The 24,183-nt window shown below is 70.5% G+C and carries 20 protein-coding genes; 13 read left to right on the top strand and 7 right to left on the bottom strand.

The features are described 5' to 3' along the window. The first annotated feature begins 76 nt into the window (after positions 1–76). The gene (secA, locus tag AC1DZA_RS04525; protein ID WP_476771879.1) at positions 77–2,872 is read left to right on the top strand and encodes a preprotein translocase subunit SecA; all 2,796 of its coding nucleotides are present in this window, start codon (positions 77–79) and stop codon (positions 2,870–2,872) included. Positions 2,873–2,953: 81 nt separating this feature from the next. Here the strand turns inward: secA and AC1DZA_RS04530 are convergent, their stop codons facing one another. Further along, positions 2,954–3,397 (bottom strand): Rv3235 family protein, encoded by a 444-nt coding sequence (locus AC1DZA_RS04530; RefSeq protein ID WP_476763571.1) that lies wholly within the window; start codon positions 3,395–3,397, stop codon positions 2,954–2,956. Between the two features lie 177 nt (positions 3,398–3,574). On the opposite strand from AC1DZA_RS04530, the gene AC1DZA_RS04535 reads away from it, so the two are divergent. Further along, complete coding sequence (locus tag AC1DZA_RS04535) at positions 3,575–4,174, top strand: hypothetical protein (protein WP_476771880.1); 600 nt, start codon at positions 3,575–3,577, stop codon at positions 4,172–4,174. 80 nt (positions 4,175–4,254) lie between these two features. Here the strand turns inward: AC1DZA_RS04535 and AC1DZA_RS04540 are convergent, their stop codons facing one another. Next, a complete protein-coding gene (locus AC1DZA_RS04540; protein ID WP_309973136.1) occupies positions 4,255–4,548 on the bottom strand; it encodes a helix-turn-helix domain-containing protein in 294 nt (97 codons plus the stop codon). 135 nt (positions 4,549–4,683) lie between these two features. On the opposite strand from AC1DZA_RS04540, the gene AC1DZA_RS04545 reads away from it, so the two are divergent. The 3 genes from AC1DZA_RS04545 to AC1DZA_RS04555 all read left to right on the top strand — a co-directional run bounded on the left by AC1DZA_RS04545 (position 4,684) and on the right by AC1DZA_RS04555 (position 8,120). After that, complete coding sequence (locus AC1DZA_RS04545; RefSeq protein WP_476771881.1) at positions 4,684–5,316, top strand: hypothetical protein; 633 nt, start codon at positions 4,684–4,686, stop codon at positions 5,314–5,316. Further along, positions 5,313–6,563: a CpaE/TadZ family protein gene (locus tag AC1DZA_RS04550; protein WP_476771882.1), complete on the top strand. Its 1,251-nt coding sequence runs from the start codon at positions 5,313–5,315 to the stop codon at positions 6,561–6,563. The genes AC1DZA_RS04545 and AC1DZA_RS04550 overlap by 4 nt, the downstream gene beginning before the upstream one ends. A gap of 63 nt (positions 6,564–6,626) precedes the next feature. Next, entirely contained in the window at positions 6,627–8,120 is a 1,494-nt protein-coding gene (locus AC1DZA_RS04555) for a sensor histidine kinase (RefSeq protein WP_309973131.1), read from the top strand. Between the two features lie 51 nt (positions 8,121–8,171). On the opposite strand, the gene AC1DZA_RS04560 is transcribed toward AC1DZA_RS04555, so the two are convergent. Continuing rightward, positions 8,172–8,420, bottom strand: coding sequence for a WhiB family transcriptional regulator (locus tag AC1DZA_RS04560; protein WP_022881603.1), 249 nt, complete (start codon positions 8,418–8,420; stop codon positions 8,172–8,174). Positions 8,421–8,622: 202 nt separating this feature from the next. On the opposite strand from AC1DZA_RS04560, the gene AC1DZA_RS04565 reads away from it, so the two are divergent. Then, on the top strand, positions 8,623–9,084 hold the full coding sequence (locus AC1DZA_RS04565; RefSeq protein ID WP_476762241.1) for a hypothetical protein: 462 nt from the start codon (positions 8,623–8,625) through the stop codon (positions 9,082–9,084). Between the two features lie 3 nt (positions 9,085–9,087). Here AC1DZA_RS04565 and bcp read toward each other — a convergent pair whose 3' ends face one another. The 3 genes from bcp to aroA are packed head-to-tail and all read right to left on the bottom strand — an operon-like array spanning position 9,088 to position 12,006. Next, positions 9,088–9,564, bottom strand: a complete 477-nt coding sequence (gene bcp, locus AC1DZA_RS04570; RefSeq protein WP_476762240.1) for a thioredoxin-dependent thiol peroxidase — start codon at positions 9,562–9,564, stop codon at positions 9,088–9,090. Positions 9,565–9,598: 34 nt separating this feature from the next. Continuing rightward, the gene (gene rsgA, locus AC1DZA_RS04575) at positions 9,599–10,639 is read right to left on the bottom strand and encodes a ribosome small subunit-dependent GTPase A (protein WP_476771883.1); all 1,041 of its coding nucleotides are present in this window, start codon (positions 10,637–10,639) and stop codon (positions 9,599–9,601) included. Further along, on the bottom strand, positions 10,636–12,006 hold the full coding sequence (gene aroA, locus AC1DZA_RS04580; RefSeq protein WP_476771884.1) for a 3-phosphoshikimate 1-carboxyvinyltransferase: 1,371 nt from the start codon (positions 12,004–12,006) through the stop codon (positions 10,636–10,638). The genes rsgA and aroA overlap by 4 nt, the downstream gene beginning before the upstream one ends. Before the next feature lie 60 nt (positions 12,007–12,066). On the opposite strand from aroA, the gene AC1DZA_RS04585 reads away from it, so the two are divergent. The 3 genes from AC1DZA_RS04585 to AC1DZA_RS04595 all read left to right on the top strand — a co-directional run bounded on the left by AC1DZA_RS04585 (position 12,067) and on the right by AC1DZA_RS04595 (position 15,404). Continuing rightward, positions 12,067–12,774: a sigma-70 family RNA polymerase sigma factor gene (locus AC1DZA_RS04585; protein ID WP_476771885.1), complete on the top strand. Its 708-nt coding sequence runs from the start codon at positions 12,067–12,069 to the stop codon at positions 12,772–12,774. Further along, positions 12,771–13,028 (top strand): mycothiol system anti-sigma-R factor, encoded by a 258-nt coding sequence (gene rsrA, locus AC1DZA_RS04590; protein ID WP_159603199.1) that lies wholly within the window; start codon positions 12,771–12,773, stop codon positions 13,026–13,028. Before AC1DZA_RS04585 ends, rsrA begins: the two co-directional genes overlap by 4 nt. A gap of 63 nt (positions 13,029–13,091) precedes the next feature. Further along, positions 13,092–15,404, top strand: a complete 2,313-nt coding sequence (locus tag AC1DZA_RS04595) for an MMPL family transporter (RefSeq protein ID WP_476771886.1) — start codon at positions 13,092–13,094, stop codon at positions 15,402–15,404. A 73-nt stretch (positions 15,405–15,477) separates the two neighbouring features. Here AC1DZA_RS04595 and AC1DZA_RS04600 read toward each other — a convergent pair whose 3' ends face one another. Further along, a complete protein-coding gene (locus AC1DZA_RS04600; RefSeq protein ID WP_476771887.1) occupies positions 15,478–19,341 on the bottom strand; it encodes a multifunctional oxoglutarate decarboxylase/oxoglutarate dehydrogenase thiamine pyrophosphate-binding subunit/dihydrolipoyllysine-residue succinyltransferase subunit in 3,864 nt (1,287 codons plus the stop codon). A 148-nt stretch (positions 19,342–19,489) separates the two neighbouring features. On the opposite strand from AC1DZA_RS04600, the gene guaB1 reads away from it, so the two are divergent. The 4 genes from guaB1 to AC1DZA_RS04620 all read left to right on the top strand — a co-directional run bounded on the left by guaB1 (position 19,490) and on the right by AC1DZA_RS04620 (position 24,108). Next, complete coding sequence (gene guaB1, locus AC1DZA_RS04605) at positions 19,490–20,929, top strand: GMP reductase (protein ID WP_476771888.1); 1,440 nt, start codon at positions 19,490–19,492, stop codon at positions 20,927–20,929. 55 nt (positions 20,930–20,984) lie between these two features. Beyond that, a complete protein-coding gene (locus AC1DZA_RS04610; RefSeq protein ID WP_476771889.1) occupies positions 20,985–21,458 on the top strand; it encodes an ArsR/SmtB family transcription factor in 474 nt (157 codons plus the stop codon). A 281-nt stretch (positions 21,459–21,739) separates the two neighbouring features. Then, the gene (locus tag AC1DZA_RS04615; RefSeq protein WP_476762932.1) at positions 21,740–23,074 is read left to right on the top strand and encodes a hemolysin family protein; all 1,335 of its coding nucleotides are present in this window, start codon (positions 21,740–21,742) and stop codon (positions 23,072–23,074) included. Then, the gene (locus AC1DZA_RS04620; protein ID WP_476762931.1) at positions 23,071–24,108 is read left to right on the top strand and encodes a hemolysin family protein; all 1,038 of its coding nucleotides are present in this window, start codon (positions 23,071–23,073) and stop codon (positions 24,106–24,108) included. The genes AC1DZA_RS04615 and AC1DZA_RS04620 overlap by 4 nt, the downstream gene beginning before the upstream one ends. Positions 24,109–24,183 lie beyond the last annotated feature (75 nt).

A 24,183-nucleotide genomic window follows, 5' to 3' on the forward strand; every position in this document is an offset into this window, starting at 1 on the left:
CGGGCGTGCCCGGGCGTTCCACTCGAGAACATGCCATCCAAGGGACGTGGCGCCCGACGACTACAGGAGAACATTCGTGGCTTCGATTCTGGAAAAGGTCCTCCGCGTCGGCGAGGGCCGAACCCTCAGGCGGCTGGAGAACTACGCTGCGGCGATCAACTCCCTCGAAGACGACTTCCAGGCCCTCAGCGACGAGGAACTGAAGCACGAGACGGTGGAGCTGCGCGAGCGCTATGCGAACGGCGAGTCGCTCGACGACCTGCTGCCCGAGGCCTTCGCCGCCGTCCGCGAGGCGAGCCGTCGCACGCTCGGCCTCCGGCACTTCGACGTGCAGCTCATGGGAGGCGCCGCCCTCCACCTCGGCAACATCGCCGAGATGAAGACCGGTGAGGGCAAGACCCTCGTCGCCACCACGGCCGCCTACCTCAACGCGCTCACGAGCCGGGGCGTGCACGTCATCACCGTCAACGACTTCCTCGCGAGCTACCAGTCCGAGCTCATGGGGCGCGTCTTCCGCGCCCTCGGCATGACGACCGGATGCATCGTGGCCGGCCAGACCCCCGCGGTGCGCCGTGAGCAGTACGCGGCCGACATCACGTACGGCACGAACAACGAGTTCGGGTTCGACTACCTGCGCGACAACATGGCGTGGCAGTCGAGCGACATGGTGCAGCGGGGCCACTACTTCGCCATCGTCGACGAGGTGGACTCGATCCTCATCGACGAGGCGCGCACGCCGCTCATCATCTCCGGCCCGGCATCGGGCGAGGCGAACCGCTGGTTCAACGAGTTCGCGAACCTCGCCAAGCGGCTCGTGCCCGACGAGGACTACGAGGTCGACGAGAAGAAGCGCACCGTCGGCGTGCTCGAGCCCGGCATCGAGAAGGTCGAGGACTACCTCGGCATCGACAACCTCTACGAATCCGCGAACACCCCGCTCATCTCCTTCCTGAACAACTCGATCAAGGCGAAGGCCCTCTTCAAGCGCGACAAGGACTACGTCGTCATGAACGGCGAGGTGCTCATCGTCGACGAGCACACCGGCCGCATCCTCGTGGGCCGTCGCTACAACGAGGGCATCCACCAGGCGATCGAGGCCAAGGAGGGCGTGCAGGTCAAGGCCGAGAACCAGACCCTCGCGACCGTCACGCTGCAGAACTACTTCCGCCTCTACACGAAGCTCTCGGGCATGACCGGCACCGCCGAGACCGAGGCCGCCGAGTTCATGTCGACCTACAAGCTCGGCGTCGTGCCCATCCCCACGAACAAGCCGATGGTTCGCATCGATCAGCCCGACCTCGTCTACAAGAACGAGGAGGCGAAGTTCGCGCAGGTCGTCGAGGACATCGTCGAGCGCCACGGCAAGGGCCAGCCCGTGCTGGTCGGCACCACGAGCGTCGAGAAGAGCGAGTACCTCTCGAGGCTGCTGGCCAAGAAGGGCGTTCGCCACGAGGTGCTGAATGCCAAGAACCACGCCCGTGAGGCGGCGATCGTCGCGCAGGCGGGCCGGCACGGCGCGGTCACGGTCGCGACGAACATGGCCGGTCGAGGCACCGACGTCATGCTCGGCGGCAATGCCGAGTTCCTGGCCGTGCAGCAGATGCACGAGCGCGGGCTCAGCCCCGTCGAGACGCCCGAGGAGTACGAGGCTGCATGGGACGAGGTGTTCCAGAAGGTCAAGGCCGAGGTCGCGATCGAGGCCGAGAAGGTGCTCGCCGCGGGCGGGCTCTACGTCCTCGGCACCGAGCGCCACGAGTCACGGCGCATCGACAACCAGCTCCGCGGTCGCTCCGGCCGTCAGGGCGACCCCGGCGAGAGCCGCTTCTACCTGTCGCTGACCGACGACCTGATGCGGCTCTTCAACGCGGGTGCCGCCGAGAGCCTCATGTCGCGCGGCGTCCCCGACGACGTCGCCATCGAGTCGAAGGTCGTCAGCCGCGCCATCCGCTCGGCACAGTCGCAGGTCGAGGCGCGCAACGCCGAGATCCGCAAGAACGTGCTCAAGTACGACGATGTGCTGAATCGCCAGCGTGAGGCGATCTACAGCGACCGCCGCCACATCCTCGAGGGCGACGACCTGCACGAGCGCACCCAGACGTTCCTCGAGAACGTGATCGACGAGGTGCTCGACGCCCACACCGCAGAGGGCAACCCCGACGAGTGGGACTTCGACGCGCTGTGGACCGAGCTGAAGACCCTCTACCCGATCGGCATCACGATCGACGAGGTCGTGGCCGAGGCGGGCGAGAAGGGCCGCGTCAACCGGGACTTCATCCGACGCGAGATCCTCTCCGACGCGAAGCTCGCCTACCAGCGCCGTGAAGAGCAGCTGGGCAGCCCGGCGATGCGGGAGCTCGAGCGTCGCGTGGTGCTCTCCGTGATCGACCGTCGCTGGCGCGACCACCTCTACGAGATGGATTACCTCAAGGACGGCATCGGCCTGCGCGCGATGGCCCAGCGCGACCCGCTCGTCGAGTACCAGCGCGAGGGCTACGCGATGTTCCAGCAGATGATGGGATCCATCCGCGAGGAGACCGTCGGCTTCCTCTTCAACCTCGAGGTCGAGGTGGCGCCCCAGCCCGGCGTCGGCGGGGCGACGATCGAGGCCAAGGGCCTCGGGCGCCAGGGCGCGTCCGACGACAAGCTGAGCTACTCCGCGCCGAGCGACTCGGGCGGCGTCGAGGTGCGCAACCAGCGCGGTCAGGTGCAGCAGGCGGCGACCCAGCGCGCGCGCCGTGCCGTGGCGCAGGCACAGGCGCCCGCCGCGGAGGTGGAAGCGTCGCGAGGCGCGTTCGGCCAGCGCACCGGCGGCGCAGACGCCGAACCGCAGAACCGCTCGGAGCGTCGCGCCCAGGAGCGAAAGGGACGCTGAGGCACGAGAACGAGCGGGATCCGTTGGGCCGTTCGGCCGATCGGGTCCCGCTCGTTCGTGCGGCTGATTCCGCGTCGCTCGTCAGAGCACGCTGATGGCGCTCGCGCGCCAGCGCTGGTCCATGCCCTCGAGTCGGATGGCGACCGCTCGCGCCCTGGCCTTCTGGTGCACCATGACCACGGCCTCGAGCACGCCGTCTGCGGGCTCGCAGAGGTGCACCGTTCCCACCGTGAACGCCGGCCGCTGGGGAGCCTGCCCCTTGACGCGTCGTGCGCGCGCGGCGAGCACGACGCGCTTCGAGAGGTTGCGGTAGACGTCGTCGGTCACCCAGCGGGCGAGCTGGTCGAGGTCGCGCGCGCCGGCGAGCACCTCGATGACGCAATGGGTCAGGCTGCGCAGCAGCGGCTCGGGATCGGGGAGTTCACTGCGACGTGCCGGCTGACGACCGAAGAACTCGTCGTCATCGAGGAACTGCGGGGCAGAACCTCGCATCGGTGCGTGGCCGGCGGCAGGGCGTGCGGTCATCTCGGCTCCATTGAGGGGATGGCGGCGACCTTCGGCCACCGGTTGGATCACCCCCGATCGGGGGACGTCGGGGAATCCTAGAGTGAACCGTATGCATCCGCGCCGACACGTGTCAAGCATTTCGGGCGCCTGTGGAGAACGATCCGATCACGGTGTGCCGGAGGGTAGCGTGCCTGCATGCGATGGGACCTGCTGTTCGACGACCTCGAGTCGCAGCTCGACCATGAGCAGCGCGAGGAGGAACGCGCCCTCGCACTCGAGGAGGAACGGCTGCGCCTCGGGAGGCTGACGCTTCGCGATCGACTCGCCGCGATGGCGAAGGAGGCCGGAGACGACCCCTCCGCGTGCATCAGGGTCGAACTCCGCGGCGGTGAGGTGCACGATCTCCGCCCGCTCGCGTTCGGGCGGGACTGGATGAGTGCAGGCCTGCACGGCCCTGCACTCGCGGGGCGCCAGTGCATCGTGCCCCTCGGCGCGATCGCGGCCGTCCTGCCCGGCCGGACACAGGTCGAGGCCAGTCTTCGCCCCGTCCCAGAGTCGGCCGCGCGCCTGGCCGAGCGGATCGGGCTCCCGTTCGTCCTTCGCGACCTGTGCCGCAGGCGGCTGCCGGTGCAGCTTGCGACCGACGACGGCCGCGTGCACGGCACCGTCGACCGCGTGGCGCGGGATCACCTCGATCTCGCGGTGCACGAGCCGGGAACCGTGCGACGGGAGCGGGAGGTGCGGGGCATCCGGATCGTCCCGTTGGACCGGATCGTCCTCGTCTCGTTCGGCTGACCATCCGGCCGGGTCGGTCGACCGGGCGGGTCAGCCGACCTGGCAGATCTGTCGACCTGGCAGGTCTGTCGACCGGCGGTTCAGTCGACCGGGCGGAGGCGGGCGGTCCGCGCGCCCGAGAGCTCGGTCACGTTCGCGAACTCGCCCTGGTTCCAGAGGGAGTGCCGGCGCGTCGCCTCGTACTGGTCGTCGATCCACAGCTCGAGTTGCGTGCGCTCTACCCGCCATGGCCCCGACGTGCCGACCCGGATGGCCGGCAACTCGCCCGAGCGGATGAGTTCGTCGACCGTCGCGACATCGACCGCCAGCAGCTCAGCCGCGTCGGCGACCGTCAGGAAGCGGCCGATCTCGTCGCCTGAACCGGGTGTGGTCATGAGACCAGTATCGACCTGTCGTCGGATGCGATGGGCAGGTGTGGATAACTTCGCAGGGTCCTCCCGGGTTCGGGTGACGATGGATGCCGGCGTTCGCGCCGACCGCTCTGCACCCACACCCCTGGAAGGACGCCGATGGCTCGTCGACCCGCCCGCTCGGAGCGCGGCGCCCTCCGCCTCGACCCGCGCCTCGTCATCGGGATCGTGCTCGTCGCGGCCTCCACGACGGGCGTGTGGGCACTCGTGAACGGCCTCGACGACGCCATCGAGGTCTACTCCGTTCGCGACACGGTCACCGCGGGCACGCGTCTGGACGCCGATGACCTCGTCGTCGAATCGGTGCGGCTCGGTTCGACAGCCGACCGGTACCTCGCGCCCGACGCGGTCGGCGACGGCGGGCTCGTGGCCACTCGCACGATCGAAGCCGGCGAGCTGGTGCCGCGTTCCGCCGTCGACGAGGTCGACCGCACCGGCCTCGCGACGGTCGTGGTCCCGAGTCGCGGCACGCTCCCGAGCGAGCTCCGCGTCGGTTCCACCGTCGACGTCTGGTCGGCACGCGAGATCGAACGCGGCGCGTACGAACCCCCGGCCGTGCTCGTCGCGGGCGCCGAGGTCGCCGGAATCCAGGAGGCTGGCGGCATGGTGGATTCAGGCGCCGCCTCGGTCGAGCTCGTGATCCCGCGGGAGAAGGTCGCGGCGCTGCTCGAGGCGCTCGCCGCCGAGGATGCGATCGACCTCGTACCGGCGCGGGTGAGCGAGCCCCGATGACCAGGCTGGCGCTCGCGCTCGACCCGGCGACCGAAGACCGCCTCCTCGCCGACGTGGTGGAGCACGGCCACACCGTCGTGGCACGGCTGGTCGGGTGGCGAGACGTGGTCGACAGCCTCGACGTGCTGGCGCCGGACGTGGTGCTCGTCGGCGCCGGCCGGGTCACGCTCAGCGCCGAGCTGCTCGACGCGTGCGACGAACGGGGCATCCGCGTCATCGCACTCGCCGGCGGCGACGGCGAGCGATCGAATGCCACGCAGCTCGGCCTGCACGAGGTGGTCGATCGGTCGGCGACGTGGAGCGAGATCGAGATTCTCGTCCGAGGCGGCGTTCCCGTGCCGTCGCGCGTCGGCGAGGCGGCGAGCGGCGCGGCCCGCCGATCGGCAGAGGTCATCGCCGTCTGGGGTCCGGCAGGCGCGCCGGGTCGAACCACGCTCGCCGTGAACGTGGCCGCCGAGATCGCCGCCGCCGGCCACACGGTCGCACTCGTCGACGCCGATCCCTACGGCGGCGCCGTCGCACCATCGCTGGGCCTGCTCGACGAGGCGCCCGGGTTCGCCTCGGCGTGCCGCCTGGCGGGCGGGGACGCGCTCGACCGCGCAGAGCTCGAGCGCATCGTGCAGCGATACTCGGCGCCGCGTGCCTCGTTCGACGTGTTCACCGGCCTCGTGGGGCCGAGTCGCTGGCCCGAGCTCGCACACGATCGCGTGACGGCGGCGATCCAGGCCATTGCCGCGCAGGTCGAATACGTCGTCATCGACACCGGATTCAGCCTCGAGCGCGACGAGGAGCTCACGAGCGACCAGTTCGCGCCGCGCCGCAATGCCGCGACCTTCGCATGCCTGGCGGCCGCCGACCGGGTCATCGCGGTCGGGCTCGCCGACCCGGTCGGGCTGTCGAGGCTGCTGCGCGGCCACGGCGAGCTCGTCGAGCTCGTCGACGCCGACCGAGTCGACGTCGTCGTGAACCGCGTGCGGGCCGCGGCGCTGGGCATCGACGCGCACGCCCAGGTGCGGCAGACGCTCCGGCGGTTCGCCGCCATCGCGGAGGCGACGCTCCTTCCGCACGACGGCCGTTCGACGGATGCCGCCATCCTCACGGCGCGCACGCTGCGCGATGCCGCACCACGCAGCCCGTTGCGCGCCGCGCTGCGCGAGTACGTGCTCGATCACGTCCTCCCCGTGCCCGAGCCCGTCCGGCGGCGCGGCTTCGCGCTCGCTCCGATGCGCCGTACCGCGGCCGGCTGACGTCGAGCCGCAGCCGGCGGACGTCTCGCGGCGGCATCCTGAACCGCGCACTACGCTGGGTCTGTGTCGACCCTCAGTGAACTCGTCCTCGCCCAGGGCCGCAGCAGTCAGGCCGATGTCGACTGGCTGCACATGCTCGTCGGCGACCTCCAGCTGCTCGCCGACCTCGCCTTCGCCGACATCGTGCTCTGGGTGCCGTCGGGCGACGACGACTTCGTCGCGGTGGCCCACGCCCGCCCATCGAGCGCCGCGACGCTCTTCTACCGCGACTTCGTCGGCCAGCAGATCAAGCCGCAGTGGCGAGAGCTCGTGACGGGCGCGTTCGAGTCGGGACGGATCACCGATTCCTCCGCACCCGACTGGTACGAGGAGATGCCCACACGGGTGCGTGCCGTGCCGGTCATGCGGCGGCTCTCGGCAACCGGCACCCACCTGGCGCCCGAGCCGGTCGCAGTGATCACGCGACACACGAACCTCGGAGCCACGCGGGCGGCCAGCCGGCAGGAACTCACGTTCAACGAGTGCGCCGAGGAGCTCTTCCAGATGATCGCGTCGGGCGACTTCCCCGACCTCGGTGCCCCGACGGGGCCACGTCGCGGCGCTCCCCGGGCGTCGGACGGACTCATCCGCCTCGACCTCGACGGCGTGACGACCTTCGCGAGTCCCAATGCCCTGTCGGCCTTCAACCGCATGGGCTTCGAGGACGAGCTCGAGGGCGAGTCGCTCGCCGAGGTCACGACGCGCCTGCTGAGCGGAAAGCTCGTGGTCGACGAGTCCCTTCCCCTGGTGGTCACCGGCCGGGCGCCGTGGCGCACCGACGTGGAGTCGCGGGGCGTGACCGTGTCGCTGCGGGCCATCCCGATCCGGCATCGGGGTGAGCGCATCGGGGCGATCGTGCTGAGTCGCGACGTGACCGAGCTGCGCCACCAGGAGCAGGAGCTCATCACCAAGGACGCGACCATCCGCGAGATCCACCACCGCGTCAAGAACAACCTGCAGACCGTCGCGTCGCTGCTGCGCATCCAGGCTCGTCGCACGCACTCGGACGAGGCGCGCGACGCGCTGACGCAGGCAATGCGTCGAGTGGGGGCGATCGCCGTCGTGCACGACACCCTCTCCGAGGGCCTCACGCAGAACGTGAACTTCGACGAGGTGTTCGACCGGGCGCTGCTGCTCGTCGCCGAGGTCGCCTCCGCGCACAACACCACGGCGCACCCCAAGCGCTCGGGGTCGTTCGGCGTGCTGCCGAGCGAGTACGCCACGCCGCTCGCGCTGGCCCTCACGGAGCTGGTCACGAACGCCGTGGAGCACGGACTCGCCGGTCAGGAGGGTGACGTCGAGATCACCGCCGACCGTTCGCCGACGACGCTCACCGTCCAGGTGCGCGACACGGGCTCGGGACTCCCCGAGGGGAAGGTCGGCGAGGGTCTCGGCACCCAGATCGTGCGCACCCTGATCCAGGGCGAGCTCGGCGGGACCATCGACTGGCACACGGTGATGGGTCGCGGCACCGAGGTCACGATCGACGTGCCGTTGCGCTGGATCACGCCGGCATAGCGGTCGAGCCGCGGCCGGGTGGCGACGGCGCGCCCCGGTGGGGCGCTGCCCTCAGGAGGCGCGGCGGGCGCGCGCGGCGCGGCGCTTGAGGGCGCGGCGCTCGTCTTCGCTGAGACCGCCCCAGACGCCCGAGTCCTGGCCGGTCTCGAGGGCGTACTGCAGGCAGATCTCGGTGACGGTGCAGCGGCCGCAGACGGCCTTCGCCTTCTCGATCTGGTCGACGGCGGGACCGGTGTTGCCGACCGGGAAAAAGAGTTCCGGGTCTGCGGTGAGGCAGGCGGCCTTGTCGCGCCAATCCATGGAGATGCTCCTTGCGTGTACTTCGATCGCAGACGCGCACGATTGCGCCAGCCGTGTTCGGCTTTGTGCTGCAGGGGGAAAGCCGAATATCGGGAAGTAGGATCATGACTGATCGGCTCACGTCCCTGTGAGCATCAATTCGGCCTCATAAATGGTCGCATAGCGGAGAGATCGAATCAATAGCCGTGTTTGGGATAACGCTGTGAATCAGGACGGCCCCGAGCCGAACATGCCGCGCGAGGCATCCGGCTCCGGAGGAGTGCGAGCGGCGCTCGTCACCGTCACGGGACTGCTCTTCCTGGAGGCGGCCGCGCTCGTCGCCGTGGTGGTCTGGCTCGTGGTCGACCTGCTGGCGCTCGAACCGTCGTCGTACGCCACGGCCATCGCGCTCATCGTGCTCGTGGTGATCGGCGCGATCTGGGTCACCGCGGTGGCGGTGGCCTCCATCCGGCGGGCGCCCTGGTCGCGTGCCGCTGCGATCGTGTGGCAGGTGCTGCAGGTGTCGATCGCCGTCGGCGCGTTCCAGGGGCTCTTCGCGCGACCGGATGTCGGTTGGCTGCTGCTCGTGCCCGCGATCACGGTGATCGGGCTCCTGTTGTGGGCGCCGGTGCGGATCGCGTACACGCGTCCGGGCGACGTGGACCGGGCGCCCGACGGCGCCTGACGCTCAGCCGTCGAGGCCGAGCTCGCGACGCACGCGGGCGACGTGCCCGGTGGCCTTGACGTTGTACCAGGCGCGCTCGATGCGTCCGTCCTCGCCGATCACGAAGGTCGACCGGATGGACCCCACCACGGTCTTGCCGTAGAGGAGCTTCTCGCCCCACACGCCGTAGGCCTGCTGCACCGCGAGATCCTCGTCGGAGAGCAGGGTGTAGTTCAGCCCGTCCCGTTCGGCGAACCGCTTGAGCTTCGCGACATCGTCCTTCGAGACGCCGACCACGCGCACGCCGGCGCCCTTGAAGGAGTTGAGGTTGTCGCGGAAGTCGCAGGCCTCGGTGGTGCAACCGGGCGTCATGGCCTCGGGGTAGAAGTACAGGAGCACCCGGGAGCCGCGCAGCGACGAGAGCGTCACGGGCGAGCCGTCCTGGTCGTCGAGGGTGAAGTCTGGAGCGAGGTCGCCGGGGGCGAGACGTGCGTCGGTCATCCGTCCATCGTAGGCACGTCGGCCGGCGCGACGCTCAGGCGAAGGTCGTGAGCAGCCGCTGCAGCGAGTCGACCCGGGCTCGGCCCGTCTCGCCGAGCTCGCCCGCCTCGACGGCCTCGTTGATGGCGCAGTCGGGCGCATCGGGCAGGTGCGTGCACCCGCGAGGGCAGTTCTCGGCGATGCGCGCGAGATCGGTGAAGGCGCCCAGGATGTTGGCGGGGTTCACGTGCCCGAGGCCGAAGGAGCGCACGCCGGGGGTGTCGATCGCCCACCCGGTGCCGGCCTCGCCCTCGATCCGCAGCGACACCGTCGACGACGAGGTGTGGCGTCCGCGTCCGGTGACCTCGTTCACCCGACCGATCGCGCGGTGGGCACTGGGAACCAGCGCGTTCACGAGGGTCGACTTGCCCACGCCCGAATGGCCCACGAACACCGTGCGATGCCCGACGAGTGCGCGGGTGATCTCGTCGAGCGGCATCCGGTCGGTGCTCGAGCGGAAGACGGGGAGGTCGAGCCCCGCGAAGTTCTCGAGGAACTCCGAGGGGTCGGCGAGGTCGGTCTTGGTGATGACGAGCAGCGGCTGGATGCCGGCGTCGAACGCGGCCACGAGGTAGCGGTCGACGAGGCGGATGCGCGGCTCGGGATTGGCCGCGGCCACGACGATGAGCATCTGGTCGGCGTTCGCGACGATGATCCGCTCGACCTCGTCGGTGTCGTCGGCACTGCGCCTGAGCAGCGTGGAGCGCTCGCCGATCCGGACGATGCGGGCGAGCGTGCCCTCCTCGCCGGTGGTGTCGCCGACGAGGTCGACGTGGTCGCCGGTGACGACGGACTTGCGGCGGAGTTCGCTCGCGCGCGCGGCGGTGATCTCGCGCTCGTCGGGTCCGCCCTCGTCGATGAGGACGGCGTAGCGGCCACGGTCGACGCCGAGCACGACGCCCGGGACGGCGTTCGCGTGCTCCGGCCGGTTCTTGCTCCTGGGCCGGCTGCCGCGGCGGTTGGGCCGCACCCGCACGTCGGACTCGTCGAACTCGGGCTCGTCCTCGTCTGCGTCGTCGGCGTCCCACCAGGTCATGCGAGCATCTGCTCCCACAGCGCGGTGAACTGGGGCAGGGTCTTCGAGGTCGAGCCGATGTCGTCGACCACGACGCCCGGCACGGCGAGGCCCACGATGGCGCCGGTGGTGGCCATGCGGTGGTCGGCGTAGGCGCGCCAGGGCCCGCCGGTGAGGGGCGCCGGCTCGATGCGCAGTCCGTCGTCGAGTTCGGTCACCGCACCGCCGAGGCCGTTGAGCTCTGCGGTCAGCGCGGCGAGCCGATCCGTCTCGTGGTGGCGGATGTGCCCGATGCCGGTGAAGGTGCTCGGGCCGTCGGCGAACGCCGCGAGGGCCACGAGGTTCGGCACGAGCTCGCCGGCCTCAGAGAGGTCGAGGTCGACGCCACGGATGCCGCGGCCTCCGTCGGCTCCGGGTTCGGGTGCGCGCACGGTGAGGCGATCGGCGTCGAGCGCGATCCGGGCACCGAACCGGGGCAGCAGCTGCGCGAGCTGTGCCCCGACCTGGGTCGTCTCCGCCGGCCATCCGGTGATGGTCACGTGCCCGCCCGCGACGAGCGCCGCGATGAGGAACGGCGCCGCGTTGGAGAGGTCGGGCTCGATGGCCACGTCGATGGCGCGGATCGGCCCCGGCTCCACCAGCCATCGGCCCGGTTCGGGGCTCGTGACCTCGACGCCGCGCGCCCGCAGGGTGTCGATGGTCATCTCGATGTGGGGGAGGCTCGGCAGGCGCTCGCCGACATGGCGCAGGTCGAGGCCCTCGTCGAAGCGGGCCGCGGCGAGCAGGAGGCCCGAGACGAACTGGCTCGACGCCGACGCGTCGATCTCCAGCACGCCGCCGGTCACGCGTCCGGTGCCGTGCACCGTGAACGGGAGGCTGCCGCGGCCGTCGTCGTCGAGGTCGACGCCGAGGTCGCGGAGGCCGTGGATCGATCCACCCATCGGACGGCGTCGCGCTCCCTCGTCGCCGTCGAACGTGGTGGGTCCGAGGGCCAGCGCGGCCACGGGTGGCAGGAACCGCATGACCGTGCCGGCCAGGCCGCAATCGATGGTCGTCGAGCCCAGGAGTTCGTCGGCGGGGATGACCCGCACGTCGTCGCCGAATCCGCCGGTGCCCGGCATCCGCTCGAATCTCGTGCCGAGGGCCTGCAGGCCCTCGAGCATCAGCTCGCTGTCGCGCGACCACAGCGGCGCATGCAGGGTCGACGGGCCGTCGGCGAGTGCGGCGAGGACGAGCTCGCGGTTGGTGAGTGACTTGGACCCGGGAAGGGCCACGACGGACTCGAGCGGAGCGGTGGCGACGGGCGCAGCCCAGCCGTCGTCGGGCTCGGTCTGCCTGGCCTCGCCGTACGGATCGAACTCGGGTGCGGAATACCTCGAAATCTGCATCGGTTATCAACAGTAGCGTCCGAGACGCGGAAGGAGATGGTGCGCGTGTCGCTTGCGGTGATGGAACGCCCAGTGGTCGCCACGGCCGACGATCTAGGATGGCCGGTGATGACTGCCGACGAGATCGACCCCACGACGAACGACGGCGCGCCCGACGAGGCCCGCCCGCTCGGTGAGCTCTTCGAGGAGCAGGCGCTGCCGTTCATCGACCAGCTCTACGCCGCCGCGCTCCGCATGACGAAGAACCCCGCCGACGCGCAGGACCTCGTGCAGGAGACGTTCGTCAAGGCCTTCGCCGCGTTCGGCCAGTTCACCCAGGGCACCAACCTCAAGGCGTGGCTGTACCGGATCCTCACGAACACCTTCATCAACAGCTACCGCAAGAAGCAGCGCGAGCCCTACCAGGGCACGATCGACGACCTCGAGGACTGGCAGCTCGGCGGCGCCGAGTCGACGACGGCACGTTCGAGCCGCTCGGCCGAGGCCGAGGCGATCGACCACCTGCCCGACAGTGCCGTGAAGGACGCCCTGCAGGCGCTCCCCGAAGACTTCCGCCTCGCCGTCTACTTCGCCGACGTGGAGGGCTTCTCCTACCAGGAGATCGCCGACATGATGAACACCCCCATCGGGACCGTGATGAGCCGCCTGCACCGTGGCAGGCGGCTGCTCCGCGAGTCCCTCGCCGACTACGCACGCGAGCAGGGCTTCGCGGCGGGTGCGGCGCCTCAACCGACGAGGAGACAGAGCATGCCGAGGAGCACGAGATGACCGACTGCGGCTGCGAGAAGGCACGAGCCGAACTCGAGGAGTACCTGCACCACGAACTCCGACGCGAGGACGCCGCGGACATCCGCGAGCACGTGGAGCACTGCGCCGACTGCCAGGCCGAGCTCCGGGTGGGCGTCGCGATCACCGAGGTCGTGCAGCGCGCCTGCAAGGAGAGCGCTCCCGAGGAGCTGCGCGCCGTGGTGCTCACCAGGATCCGCGCCTACCAGGCCGGACACGGCGCGCTCGTCGAGTAGACCCACCGGTTCCGTCTTTCGGACGACGCGCTGGGGACTGACCGGCCCGTAGCGTCGGTCAGGATGGAACCTGCAGACCGCTCAGACCCCCGCCCCTCACGCGTCCCCACGTGGCTCCGCGTCCTCATCCCGACCGTCCTCATCCTGCTCTGGTTCGGCGCGTTCGGCGCCGGTGGAGCCTCCTTCGGCGCGCTGAGCGACGTCGTGGAGAACGAGCAGTCGCAGTTCCTGCCCGCCGAGGCCGAGTCCACCCGGGTGCAGGACCTGCAGGCCGAGTTCCGCTCCGCGGACGTGATCCCTGCCATCGTGGTCTACGCACGCGACGGCGGCCTCACCGACGAGGACACGGCCGCCATCGAGGACGATGCGGCCGCGTTCGCCGAGGTCGAGGGCGTCGTCGACGACGGCGTGTCGCCGCCCGTCTTCTCGGAGGACGGCGCCGCCGCCGAGGTCTTCGTGCAGGTGGATGCCGGTGCGGAGGTCGACGTGGCGGTCGACGCGCTGCGGGCGCAGGTGGACGAGACGGCGGGCGACGGGCTCGAGGTGGCGGTCACCGGCCCGGCCGGCTTCACCACCGACCTCAAGGCGGCGTTCGCGGGCATCGACGGGTTGCTCCTCATCGTCGCATTCGCCGCCGTGTTCCTGATCCTCGTCATCGTCTACCGCTCGCCACTGCTGCCCGTCATCGTGCTCGGAACCAGCCTGACCGCGCTGTGCGGCTCGGTGCTCGCGGTCGTCGCACTGGCCCGCGCCGACATCCTCGTGCTCAACGGGCAGACGCAGGGCATCCTCTTCATCCTCGTGATCGGGGCGGCGACCGACTACTCCCTGCTGTACATCGCCCGCTATCGCGAGGCGCTGCACACGCATCAGGGCAAGTGGGATGCCACGTGGGCCGCCCTGCGCGGATCGTGGGAGCCCATCCTCGCCTCGGGCGGCACCGTGATCGCCGGACTCCTGATGCTCCTCGCGAGCGAGCTGACCTCGAACAAGATCCTCGGCCCGGTGTCGGCGATCGGCATCCTCTTCGCCCTGGCCACGTCGCTCACGCTGCTGCCGGCGCTCATGCTCTGGGCCGGGCGTGCCGCGTTCTGGCCAGTGCGCCCGAAGTTCAGCGTCCACGTCGAGGCCGATGACGTCGTCGGACGCCGTGGCATCTGGCCGCGGGTCGCGCGCCTCATCGCGCGGCGACCCCGCGTGACGTGGGTGGTGTCCACGCTCGTGCTGGCGGTGCTCGCCCTCGGGATGACGCAGCTCAAGGCCGACGGCGTGCCGTCGAGCGAGTTCGTGCTGGGGGAGTCGCAGGCCCGAGACGGGCAGGCGCTGCTCGGCGAGCACTTCCCGGGCGGCTCCGGTACCCCGGCCGTGGTCATCGCGAGCGAGGACCAGCTGCAGGACGTCGCCGACGTGCTCCTCGCCACCGACGGGGTCGACGCGGTGACGGTCGTGTCGGAGGACTCCCCGAGCGGCTCGCTGCCCGTCACCGAGGACGGTATCCAACCGCTCGGTCCTCCAGGAACCCCCGCCGGCGAGCCGACCGTGATCGACGGTCGCGTGCAGCTCGACGCGACCTTGGAGGACGCGGCCGACTCCGACGCCGCCGAGGCCGTGGTCGCCGACCTCCGGGCCCAGTTCGAGGAGGTCTCCACGGCTGACGCCCCGGTGCTCGTCGGTGGCACCACGGCGGTCGCCCTCGACACGAAGGACGCGTCGATCCGCGACCGGAACCTCATCATCCCGCTCGTGCTCGCCGTGATCCTCGTCATCCTGATGCTGCTGCTGCGGTCGATCGTCGCGCCGCTCCTGCTGATCGGCACGGTCGTGCTCTCGTTCGCCGCCGCGCTCGGCGTCTCCGCGGTCGTGTTCAACGGGGTGTTCGGATTCCCCGGCGCCGACCCCGTCGTCCCGCTGTTCGGCTTCGTCTTCCTCGTCGCCCTCGGCGTCGACTACAACATCTTCCTGATGACGAGGGTGCGCGAGGAGAGCGTGCGGCACGGCACGCGCGAGGGCGTGCTGCGCGGACTGGTCGTGACGGGCGGGGTGATCACGTCGGCCGGCCTGGTGCTCGCGGCGACGTTCGCAGCGCTCGGCGTGCTGCCGATCCTCTTCCTCGCCCAGATCTCGTTCATCGTCGCCTTCGGGGTGCTCCTCGACACGTTCCTCGTGCGCTCGCTCCTCGTGCCCGCCCTGGCGTACGACATCGGCCGGGCGATCTGGTGGCCGTCCAAGCTGTGGCGCTCGCCCGTCGACCTGGGCATGACGCGAGAGGCGGCGGCGGCCGTCGTGGGCGCGGCGCCTGAGAGCGCCGCCGACGCGCTCCGTGATTCGCCGGTGGAGTCGACCGAGGAAGCGCACGAGCCGGCGCACCGGGCCTGAGGCCGGCGCACCCGGGACGACGAAGAGCGGATGCCACGCGGCATCCGCTCTTCGTTCGCGTGCGTGCGACGGGCTACAGCGTGAGCGCCCGGCGCACGAGGTCGGCCTGCTCGGCGGCGTGGCGCTTGGCCGAGCCGGTGGCCGGCGAGGCCGCGGCGGCACGGGCGACGACCGCGACGGGACGCGGGCCCAGCTTGTTCGTCTCGATGATGAAGTACGGCCAGGCGCCCTGGTTCTCGGGCTCGTCCTGCGCCCACATGAGCTCGGCGTTCGGGTAGCTGTCGGCGACCGTCTTGAGCTCGTCCTTCGGCAGCGGGTAGAGCTGCTCGAGGCGCACGACCGCGATCTCGGGGTTCGGGTGCTTCTCGAGCTCGGAGATGAGGTCGTAGTAGATCTTGCCCGAGACGAACACGACCCGCTTGACGGCGGCCTTGTCGTCGATGCGGGCGTCGTCGATGACCGGCTCGAACCGGCCGCTCGTGAAGTCGGCCACCTCGCTCGTCGCGCCGCGGAGGCGCAGCATGGCCTTGGGCGTGAAGACCACGAGCGGCCGACGCGGACGCGCGTACGCCTGGCGACGCAGCAGGTGGAAGTACGACGCGGGCGTCGACGGACGCGCCACGGTCATGTTGTCTTCCGCGCAGAGCTGCAGGTACCGCTCGATGCGGGCGCTCGAGTGGTCGGGCCCCTGGCCCTCGTAGCCGTGGGGGAGGAGGAGCACGACGCTCGAGCGCTGGCCCCACTTCTGCTCGGCCGAGGAGATGAACTCGTCGATGATGATCTGGGCGCCGTTCGCGAAGTCGCCGAACTGGGCCTCCCACATCACGAGCGCGTCGGCCCGCTCGACCGAGTAGCCGTACTCGAATCCCATCGCCGCGTACTCGCTCAGCAGCGAGTCGTAGATCCAGAACTTGGCCTGGTTGTCGGAGAGGTTCTGCAGCGGCAGCCACTCCTGGCCGTTCATGCGGTCGTGCAGCACGGCATGGCGCTGCACGAACGTGCCGCGGCGGGCGTCCTGGCCGGCGAGGCGCACGGGAGTGCCCTCGAGCAGCAGGGAGCCGAGGGCGAGCAGCTCGCCGAAGCCCCAGTCGATCTTGCCGTTGCGGCTCATGTCGTAGCGCTTGGTGAGCAGCTGCTGGATCTTCGGATGCACCGTGAAGCCGGCGGGCTTGTTGTCGAACGCGTCGCCGATGGCGTGCACGACCTCGGTCGCGACGCCGGTGGTCTCGAGCTCGCCCGAGACGACCTCGTCGGCACGCGTCGACTCCGTGGCGCCGATGATCGGGATCGCGCCGGTCTGCGCGGCGTGCGTCTCGGCGAAGGCCCGCTCGAGGCGGTCCTGGAAGTCGCGGTGCGCCTCCTCGTACTCCTCCTCGGTGATGTCACCACGTCCGACGAGCGCCTCGGTGTAGAGCTTGCGCACCGAGCGCTTCGCCTCGATGAGGTTGTACATGAGGGGCTGGGTCATCGAGGGGTCGTCGCCCTCGTTGTGGCCGCGGCGGCGGTAGCAGACGAGGTCGATGACGACGTCGCGCTTGAACTCCTGCCGGTAGCGGAAGGCCAGTTCGGCCACCCGCACGACCGCCTCGGGGTCGTCGCCGTTCACATGGAAGATCGGGGCCTGGATGGTCTTCGCGACATCCGTCGAGTAGATCGACGAGCGCGCGTCGCCCGGCACCGTGGTGAAGCCCACCTGGTTGTTGATGTTCACGTGGATGGTGCCGCCCGTGCGGTAGCCGCGCAGCTGCGACATCTGCATCGTCTCGACGACGATGCCCTGGCCGGCCATGGCCGCGTCGCCGTGGATGAGGATCGGCAGGGTCGAGAAGGTGCCGATGGGCTTGCGGTCCTGCTTGGCCCGCACGATGCCCTCGAGCACGCCGTCGACCGCCTCGAGGTGCGACGGGTTCGCCGCGAGGGAGACGGGGATCTGGTGGCCGTCGTCGGCGGTGAACGTGCCCTCGGTGCCGAGGTGGTACTTCACGTCGCCCGAGCCGGAGAAGACCTTGGCGTCCATGTTGCCCTCGAACTCCCGGAACACCTGGCCATAGGTCTTGCCGCCGATGTTCGTGAGCACGTTGAGCCGGCCGCGGTGCGCCATGCCGATGGCGACCTCGTCGAGGCCGTCCTTCGCGGCGCCCTGCAGGATCTCGTCGAGCAGGGCGATGACGGACTCGCCGCCCTCGAGGCTGAACCGCTTCTGGCCGACGTACTTGGTCTGCAGGAACGTCTCGAACGCCTCGGCCTCGTTGAGCTTGCCCAGGATGCGCATCTGCTCGTCGTGGGTCGGCTTCTCGTACTTGCGCTCGACCTCGTTCTGGATCCAGCGTCGCTGCACGGGGTCCTGGATGTGCATGTACTCGATGCCGATCGTGCGGCAGTACGAGTCGCGGAGCACGCCGAGGATGTCGCGGAGGAGCGCGGTGCGCTTCTCGCCGAACCCGCCCGTGACGAACTCACGGTCGAGGTCCCAGAAGGTGAGGCCGTGGCTCGCGATGTCGAGGTCGGGGTGGGATCGCTGGACGTACTCCAGCGGGTCGATGTCGGCCATGAGGTGGCCGCGCACGCGGAACGCGTTGATGAGCTCCTGCACCCGGGCGGTCTTGTCGATCGCGCTGGCGATGTCGACCGAGATGTCGGGTGCCCAGCGGATGGGCTCGTAGGGCAGGCGGAGCGCGGCGAAGATGTTCTCGTAGAAGTCGCGCTGCCCGATGAGCAGTTCGTGCACCTTCTTCAGGAACTCGCCCGAGCCGGCGCCCTGGATGACGCGGTGGTCGTAGGTCGACGTGAGGGTGATGGTCTTGCCGATGGCGAGGTTCGCGAGGGTCTTCTCGGAGGAGCCCTGGAACTCGGCCGGGTACTCGAGGGCGCCGGCGCCGATGATGCAGCCCTGGCCCTTCATGAGCCGGGGCACCGAGTGCACGGTGCCGATCCCGCCCGGGTTCGTGAGCGAGATCGTGGCGCCCTTGAAGTCGTCAGCGGTCAGCTTGTTCTGCCGCGCACGCTGGACCAGGTCTTCGTAGGCGTTCAGGAACTCGTTGAACGTCATGGTCTCGGCGCGCTTGATGGCGGGCACGAGCAGCGCCCGGGTGCCGTCGGGCTTGGGGATGTCGATGGCGATGCCGAGGCCGATGTGGGCGGGCTTCACCAACGAGGGCTTGCCGTCGACCTCGGCGTACGAGACGTTCTGGCTCGGGAACTCCTTCAGCGCCTGGATGAGTGCCCAGCCGATGAGGTGCGTGAACGACACCTTGCCGCCGCGGCTGCGGCGGAGGTGGTTGTTGATCACGATGCGGTTGTCGATCATGAGCTTCGCCGGCACGGTGCGCACGCTCGTCGCGGTCGGCACGGTGAGGCTCTGGTCCATGTTCGCGGCGAGGGTCTTCGGCAGGCCGCGCAGCGGGACGACCTCGTCCTCGCGGGGCGCACCGGCGATGACGGGCTGCGGGCTCGTGATCGGCACGTCGGCCGGCACGGGCGCCGTGCGGGGGGCCACCGAGGTGGTGCGCGCCTCGGGCGCCTGGCCGATGATCGGCGACGGGGCGGTGACCGGGGCGGATGCCGCGGGCTGGGCCGGGGCAGCGGCGGGCGCCTCGGCAACGGGGGCGGATGCCGCGGGTGCGGGAGCTGCCGGCGCGGGCGCCTCGGGCGCGGGGGCGGATGCCGCGGGCGCGGCGGCCTCGGACGTCGTGGTCGACGGGGCGGCGGAGGCCTCGGAGGACGTGGGACTCGCGGCATCCGGCTGCCCGTTCAGGCCACCCTCGACCGCACCGGTGCGCACCTGACGGTAGTGCTCGAGGACCGGCCACCAGGTCTTGTCGACGGAATCGGGGTCGGCGAGGTACTTCTCGTACATCTCGTCGACGAGCCACTCATTGGCTCCGTATTCGCCCGCCGTCGTCTCTTCGGATCCCGACCCGGTCAATTGGCTCGACACAGCCTCTCGCCCACTCTCTCCATTGATGCTGGATTTCTCTGCCGGCGATCGGCCCGTGCGCGCACGCACACCGTGCCCGATCACCCACACAAGCCTAAACCCCTCTGCGAAGGTCGGGCGCCGCCCTTGCGGCGGTAGCGTGGGGCGCATGGAGTTCTACCGGACGGCCCCGAGCCACGACCTGACCTACTCGGATGTGTTCCTCGTTCCCAGCCGATCCGGAGTCACCAGCCGGCTCGACGTCTCGCTCGCTCCCGACGACGGCTCGGGCGCCAGCGTGCCCATCGTGTCCGCCAACATGAACTCCATCACCGGCCCCCGGCTGGCCGTCACGCTCGCCCGCCGGGGCGGCCTCGGCGTGTTGCCGCAGGACCTGCACCTGCAGGACCTCGCCGAGGCGATCCGCTGGGTGAAGGCCCAGTCGCCCCGGTTCGACACGCCCCACGCGTTCTCGCCCGACGACACCGTCGCGGACGCGCTGGCGGTGCTCCCGCCCGTCGCCGGCCACGGCATCGTGCTGCAGGACGCTCAAGACCAGTACGTCGGATCCATCGCCGCCGAACGCCTCGCGACGGCGCTCGGCGATGCGCGGCTCGGCGACCTCGTGCACGGCGGCCTCGCCTCGCTCGACGCCGACGACGTGGACTCGCCTCGCCGGGCGTTCGACCTCATGGCCGACGCTGGGCTCGAGTTCGCCCCGGTGCTCGAGCACGGACGCGTCGTCGGCACGCTGAGCCGGCGCAGCGCCCTGCGCGGCACCATCTACGAGCCGAACGTCGACGCGTCGGGACGCCTCCGGGTTGCCGCGGCGGTCGGCATCAACGGCGACGTCGCCGCCAAGGCCCGCGCCCTCGTGGCCGCCGGCGTCGACATGCTCGTGATCGACACGGCGCACGGGCACCAGGAGGGCATGGTCCGGGCGATCGGCATCGTGCGCGAGCTCGACCTGGGGGTGCCGATCGTCGCGGGCAACATCGTCACCGCCGACGCCGTGGCCGACCTCGTCGAGGCGGGCGCCGACGTACTGAAGGTCGGCGTGGGTCCCGGCGCGATGTGCACGACCCGCATGATGACGGCGGTCGGACGTCCGCAGTTCTCCGCGGTGCTCGAGACGTCGCAGGCCGCCCGTGAGCTGGGCAAGGCGGTCTGGGCGGACGGCGGCGTGCGGTACCCGCGCGACGTCGCGCTCGCGCTGGCCGCCGGCGCGGCATCCGTCATGATCGGCTCGTGGTTCGCGGGCACGATCGAGGCGCCCGGAACGCTCAAGCGAGACGGGTCGGGCCGCCTGTACAAGGAGAGCTGGGGGATGGCGTCGACGAAGGCGGTGCGCGAGCGGTTCGACCGGCTCTCGCCGTACGACCTCGCGCGCAAGGAGCTCTTCGCCGAGGGCATCTCGTCGTCGTCGATCTACCTCGACCCGCTTCGCCCGTCCCTCGAGGACCTGCTCGACATGATCACGTCGGGCGTGCGCAGCTCGTTCACCTACGCGGGGGCGCGCTCGATCGCGGAGTTCCGCGAGCGCGCGCTCGTGGGCATCCAGTCGGCGGCGGGCTACGAGGAGGGCAAGGCGCTGCCGGTCAGTTGGTAGCGCCGGCCTGTGGAGGGATGCGGCGGCCCGAGAGGGTCTCACGTAGCCTCCCGCAATGGCTCATCCGTTCGAGGTGCTCGCCGACCCGGTACGAAGACGGCTCGTCGAGGTGCTCGCGGTCGGCTCGCACCGTGCCGGCGAACTCTGCGATGTGGTCACGTCGGAGTGCCGCGTCTCCCGGAGCGCGGTGTCGCACCAGCTCCGAACCCTGCGCGATGTCGGGGCGGTGGTCTCGGAGGTCGACGCCGTGCAGCCGCGGTCGCGTCGATACCGACTGAATGAGGAGTTCCTCCTCGCACTGGGCGACGAGGTGCGTGCGCTGTGCGACCTGTGGAGCCACCGCTACGGCTCGGCGGAGACCGGTGCTCGCGGATGGCCGGCGACGCCGACCCGTGCGCCCGGTGCGCCCCGCGAACGTCGGTTCGGTGCCGCCGCGGCGAGGCGTGCGGAAGCGGATGCCGCCGCCTGGTGCACAGGCATCACCCCCGCGGCAGGTCCGACGGGTTGGACGTCCGCCCGGTCGGAGTAGGGGCCCACCGCTCCCGAACGTCATGCATCGTCTGGTTCTGGGGCATCGTCCGTCCCGCTGATGTGAGGGGTGCCTCATATGAGGGATGCCTCACATGAGCGAGCGGACCGCTGTCGCGGCATCCGCTCGACGTCGCGTCCCATCCGGAGGTGTGACGGGTGTGTGACGGCTCGGCCGGCGGCGGACGGCCGCCGATATACTGGACGGCACAATGGACGATCCTCCCTCTGCGAAAACGCCCGGCCATAGACCCTCGCCCGTGACCGAACGGGGAGGTGCGGATGTCTGAGTGGATTCTCCTCGGCATCGGACTCCTCCTCACGATCGGCACGGGCTTGTTCGTTGCGAGCGAGTTCGCGCTCGTCAACCTCGATCGCGCGGAGCTCGAAGCCCGGCGCGAACGCGGCGAGACCCGCCTCGGCCTGACGATCTCGGCGCTGAAGATCACCTCGACCCACCTGTCGAGCGCGCAGCTGGGCATCACGCTCACCACGCTCCTCACCGGGTACACGATGGAGCCCGCCATCAGCAGCCTCCTCGCGGGGCCGCTGACCGCGCTCGGACTGCCCGAGGGGATGGTGCGGCCCATCGGCGCCACCACGGCCATCGTCATCGCCACGCTGCTGTCGATGGTGCTGGGCGAGCTCGTGCCGAAGAACTTCGCGCTCGCCCTGCCCCGCCAGACCGCGGTGCTCGTGATGCCGTTCCAGAGCGCCTTCACCTGGGTGTTCCGGCCGGCGGTCGCGCTCCTCAACGGCAGCGCCAACGCCCTGCTGCGAAGCGTCGGCATCGAGCCCAAGGAGGAGCTGTCGGGCGCCCGCTCGGCCGAGGAGCTGTCCTCCCTCGTGCGCCGCTCAGCGAGCGCCGGCCTGCTCGAGCAGGACACCGCGACGCTGCTCGGCCGCACCCTGCGGTTCGCCGACCACGATGCATCCGACGTCATGACCCCCCGCCCGCGCGTCGCCGCCGTGCAGCGGCACGACCCCGCCGAGGCCGTGCTGGAGCTCGCCCGGCAGACCGGCTACTCCCGATTCCCCGTGTTCGACGAGAACCTCGACGACATCGTCGGCCTCGTGCACGTGAAGCAGGCCGTCGCCGTCCCGCGCGAGCGGCGCTCCGAGGTTCCCGCCTCCGCGCTGCAGTCCGAGGCGCTGCGCGTGCCCGAGACGATGAAGCTCGACATGCTGCTCGGTGAGCTCCGTGCGCGCGGCTTCCAGATGGCCGTCGTAGTCGACGAGTACGGCGGCACGGCGGGCGTCGCCACGCTCGAGGACCTCGTCGAGGAGCTCGTGGGCGAGGTCGCCGACGAGCACGACCGCACCCGTGCGGGCATCGTGCGCCGCGGCGACGTCATCAGCTTCCCCGGGATCCTCAGGCCCGACGAGCTGCTCGAGCGCACCGGCATCCGAGTGCCCGAGAACGGCGACTACGAGACCGTCGCCGGCTACGTCATCGCCGAGCTCGGCCGGCTCCCGTCGGTGGACGACGAGGTGCCCGTCGAGGAGGGCACGCTCGTGGTGCAACGGCTCGACGGCCGCCGGATCGACCGGGTGCGGTTCGTGCCGACGCCCGCGCCCGTGGCCGAGGGCGCCGACGCCGAGGGGGTGGCCCGATGAGCGACTGGATCGGCATCGTCTGGCTGTTCGTCCTCCTGATCGCCAACGCGTTCTTCGTCGGCGCCGAGTTCGCCGTGATCTCGGCGCGCCGGTCGCAGATCGAGCCGCTCGCCGAACAGGGCAGCCGGAGCGCGAAGACCGCTCTCTGGGCCATGGAGCACGCGACCCTCATGCTCGCGATGAGCCAGCTCGGGATCACGATCTGCTCGCTCCTGATCCTGAACGTCTCCGAGCCCGCCATCCACCACCTCTTGGAGGCGCCGCTGCACCTGACCGGCTGGTCGGAGGCGGTCGTGTCGACGGTGGCGTTCGTCATCACGCTGGTGCTCGTGTCGTACCTGCACGTCGTCTTCGGCGAGATGGTGCCGAAGAACCTGTCGTTCTCGGTGCCCGACCGGGCCGTGCTGCTGCTCGCGCCGCCGCTCGTCCTCCTCGCCCGCTTCTTCCGGCCCATCATCGTGGCGCTGAACGCGACCGCGAACGGCGTGCTGCGGCTCTTCGGAGTCGAGCCGAAGAGCGAGGCGAACTCCACCTTCACGCTCGAGGAGGTGCAGACGATCGTCGACCAGTCGCGCCGCGAGGGCGTGCTCGACGACGCGAGCGGCACCCTGACCGCGGCGTTCGAGTTCACCACCAAGCGCGTGCACGACGTCGCCCTGCCGATGTCGGCCCTCGTGAGCCTGCCCCCGACGGCCACGCCCGGCGACGTGGAGCGGGCCGTCGCCCGTCACGGCTTCTCGCGTTACGTGATCGTCGGCGACGACGGCGAACCCGACGGCTACGTGCACCTCAAGGACGTCATCGACCTCGACGACGACGAGTTCGACGATCCGCTGCCCGCGAAACGCGTGCGCCGGCTCGTGTCGATCTACGACGGCACCGACCTCGAGGACGCCCTGGCGACCATGCGCCGCCTCGGCACGCACGTCGCCCGCGCGTTCGACGAGGACGGTACCACGACGGGCGTGATCTTCCTGGAGGACATCATCGAGGAGCTCGTCGGCGAGGTGCAGGACGCGACGCGTCGCGGCTGACCGAGGCCCGGATCGGGCCTTCGGCGTTCCCCGGGTCGGCGTAGACTGACGCCGACCCGAGGATCCGAGGAAACA

The sequence above is a fragment of the Agromyces sp. P2_B3 genome, from assembly GCF_056404815.1.

Excerpts from the sequence above, each read along its gene's own strand:
- AC1DZA_RS04530 (WP_476763571.1), bottom strand. The coding sequence starts at position 3,397 with ATGACCGCACGCCCTGCCGCCGGCCACGCACCGATGCGAGGTTCTGCC.
- AC1DZA_RS04535 (WP_476771880.1), top strand. The coding sequence starts at position 3,575 with ATGCGATGGGACCTGCTGTTCGACGACCTCGAGTCGCAGCTCGACCAT.
- AC1DZA_RS04540 (WP_309973136.1), bottom strand. The coding sequence starts at position 4,548 with ATGACCACACCCGGTTCAGGCGACGAGATCGGCCGCTTCCTGACGGTC.
- AC1DZA_RS04545 (WP_476771881.1), top strand. The coding sequence starts at position 4,684 with ATGGCTCGTCGACCCGCCCGCTCGGAGCGCGGCGCCCTCCGCCTCGAC.
- AC1DZA_RS04550 (WP_476771882.1), top strand. The coding sequence starts at position 5,313 with ATGACCAGGCTGGCGCTCGCGCTCGACCCGGCGACCGAAGACCGCCTC.
- AC1DZA_RS04560 (WP_022881603.1), bottom strand. The coding sequence starts at position 8,420 with ATGGATTGGCGCGACAAGGCCGCCTGCCTCACCGCAGACCCGGAACTC.
- bcp (WP_476762240.1), bottom strand. The coding sequence starts at position 9,564 with ATGACCGACGCACGTCTCGCCCCCGGCGACCTCGCTCCAGACTTCACC.
- rsgA (WP_476771883.1), bottom strand. The coding sequence starts at position 10,639 with ATGACCTGGTGGGACGCCGACGACGCAGACGAGGACGAGCCCGAGTTC.
- aroA (WP_476771884.1), bottom strand. The coding sequence starts at position 12,006 with ATGCAGATTTCGAGGTATTCCGCACCCGAGTTCGATCCGTACGGCGAG.
- AC1DZA_RS04585 (WP_476771885.1), top strand. The coding sequence starts at position 12,067 with ATGGAACGCCCAGTGGTCGCCACGGCCGACGATCTAGGATGGCCGGTG.
- rsrA (WP_159603199.1), top strand. The coding sequence starts at position 12,771 with ATGACCGACTGCGGCTGCGAGAAGGCACGAGCCGAACTCGAGGAGTAC.
- AC1DZA_RS04595 (WP_476771886.1), top strand. The coding sequence starts at position 13,092 with ATGGAACCTGCAGACCGCTCAGACCCCCGCCCCTCACGCGTCCCCACG.
- guaB1 (WP_476771888.1), top strand. The coding sequence starts at position 19,490 with ATGGAGTTCTACCGGACGGCCCCGAGCCACGACCTGACCTACTCGGAT.
- AC1DZA_RS04610 (WP_476771889.1), top strand. The coding sequence starts at position 20,985 with ATGGCTCATCCGTTCGAGGTGCTCGCCGACCCGGTACGAAGACGGCTC.
- AC1DZA_RS04615 (WP_476762932.1), top strand. The coding sequence starts at position 21,740 with ATGTCTGAGTGGATTCTCCTCGGCATCGGACTCCTCCTCACGATCGGC.
- AC1DZA_RS04620 (WP_476762931.1), top strand. The coding sequence starts at position 23,071 with ATGAGCGACTGGATCGGCATCGTCTGGCTGTTCGTCCTCCTGATCGCC.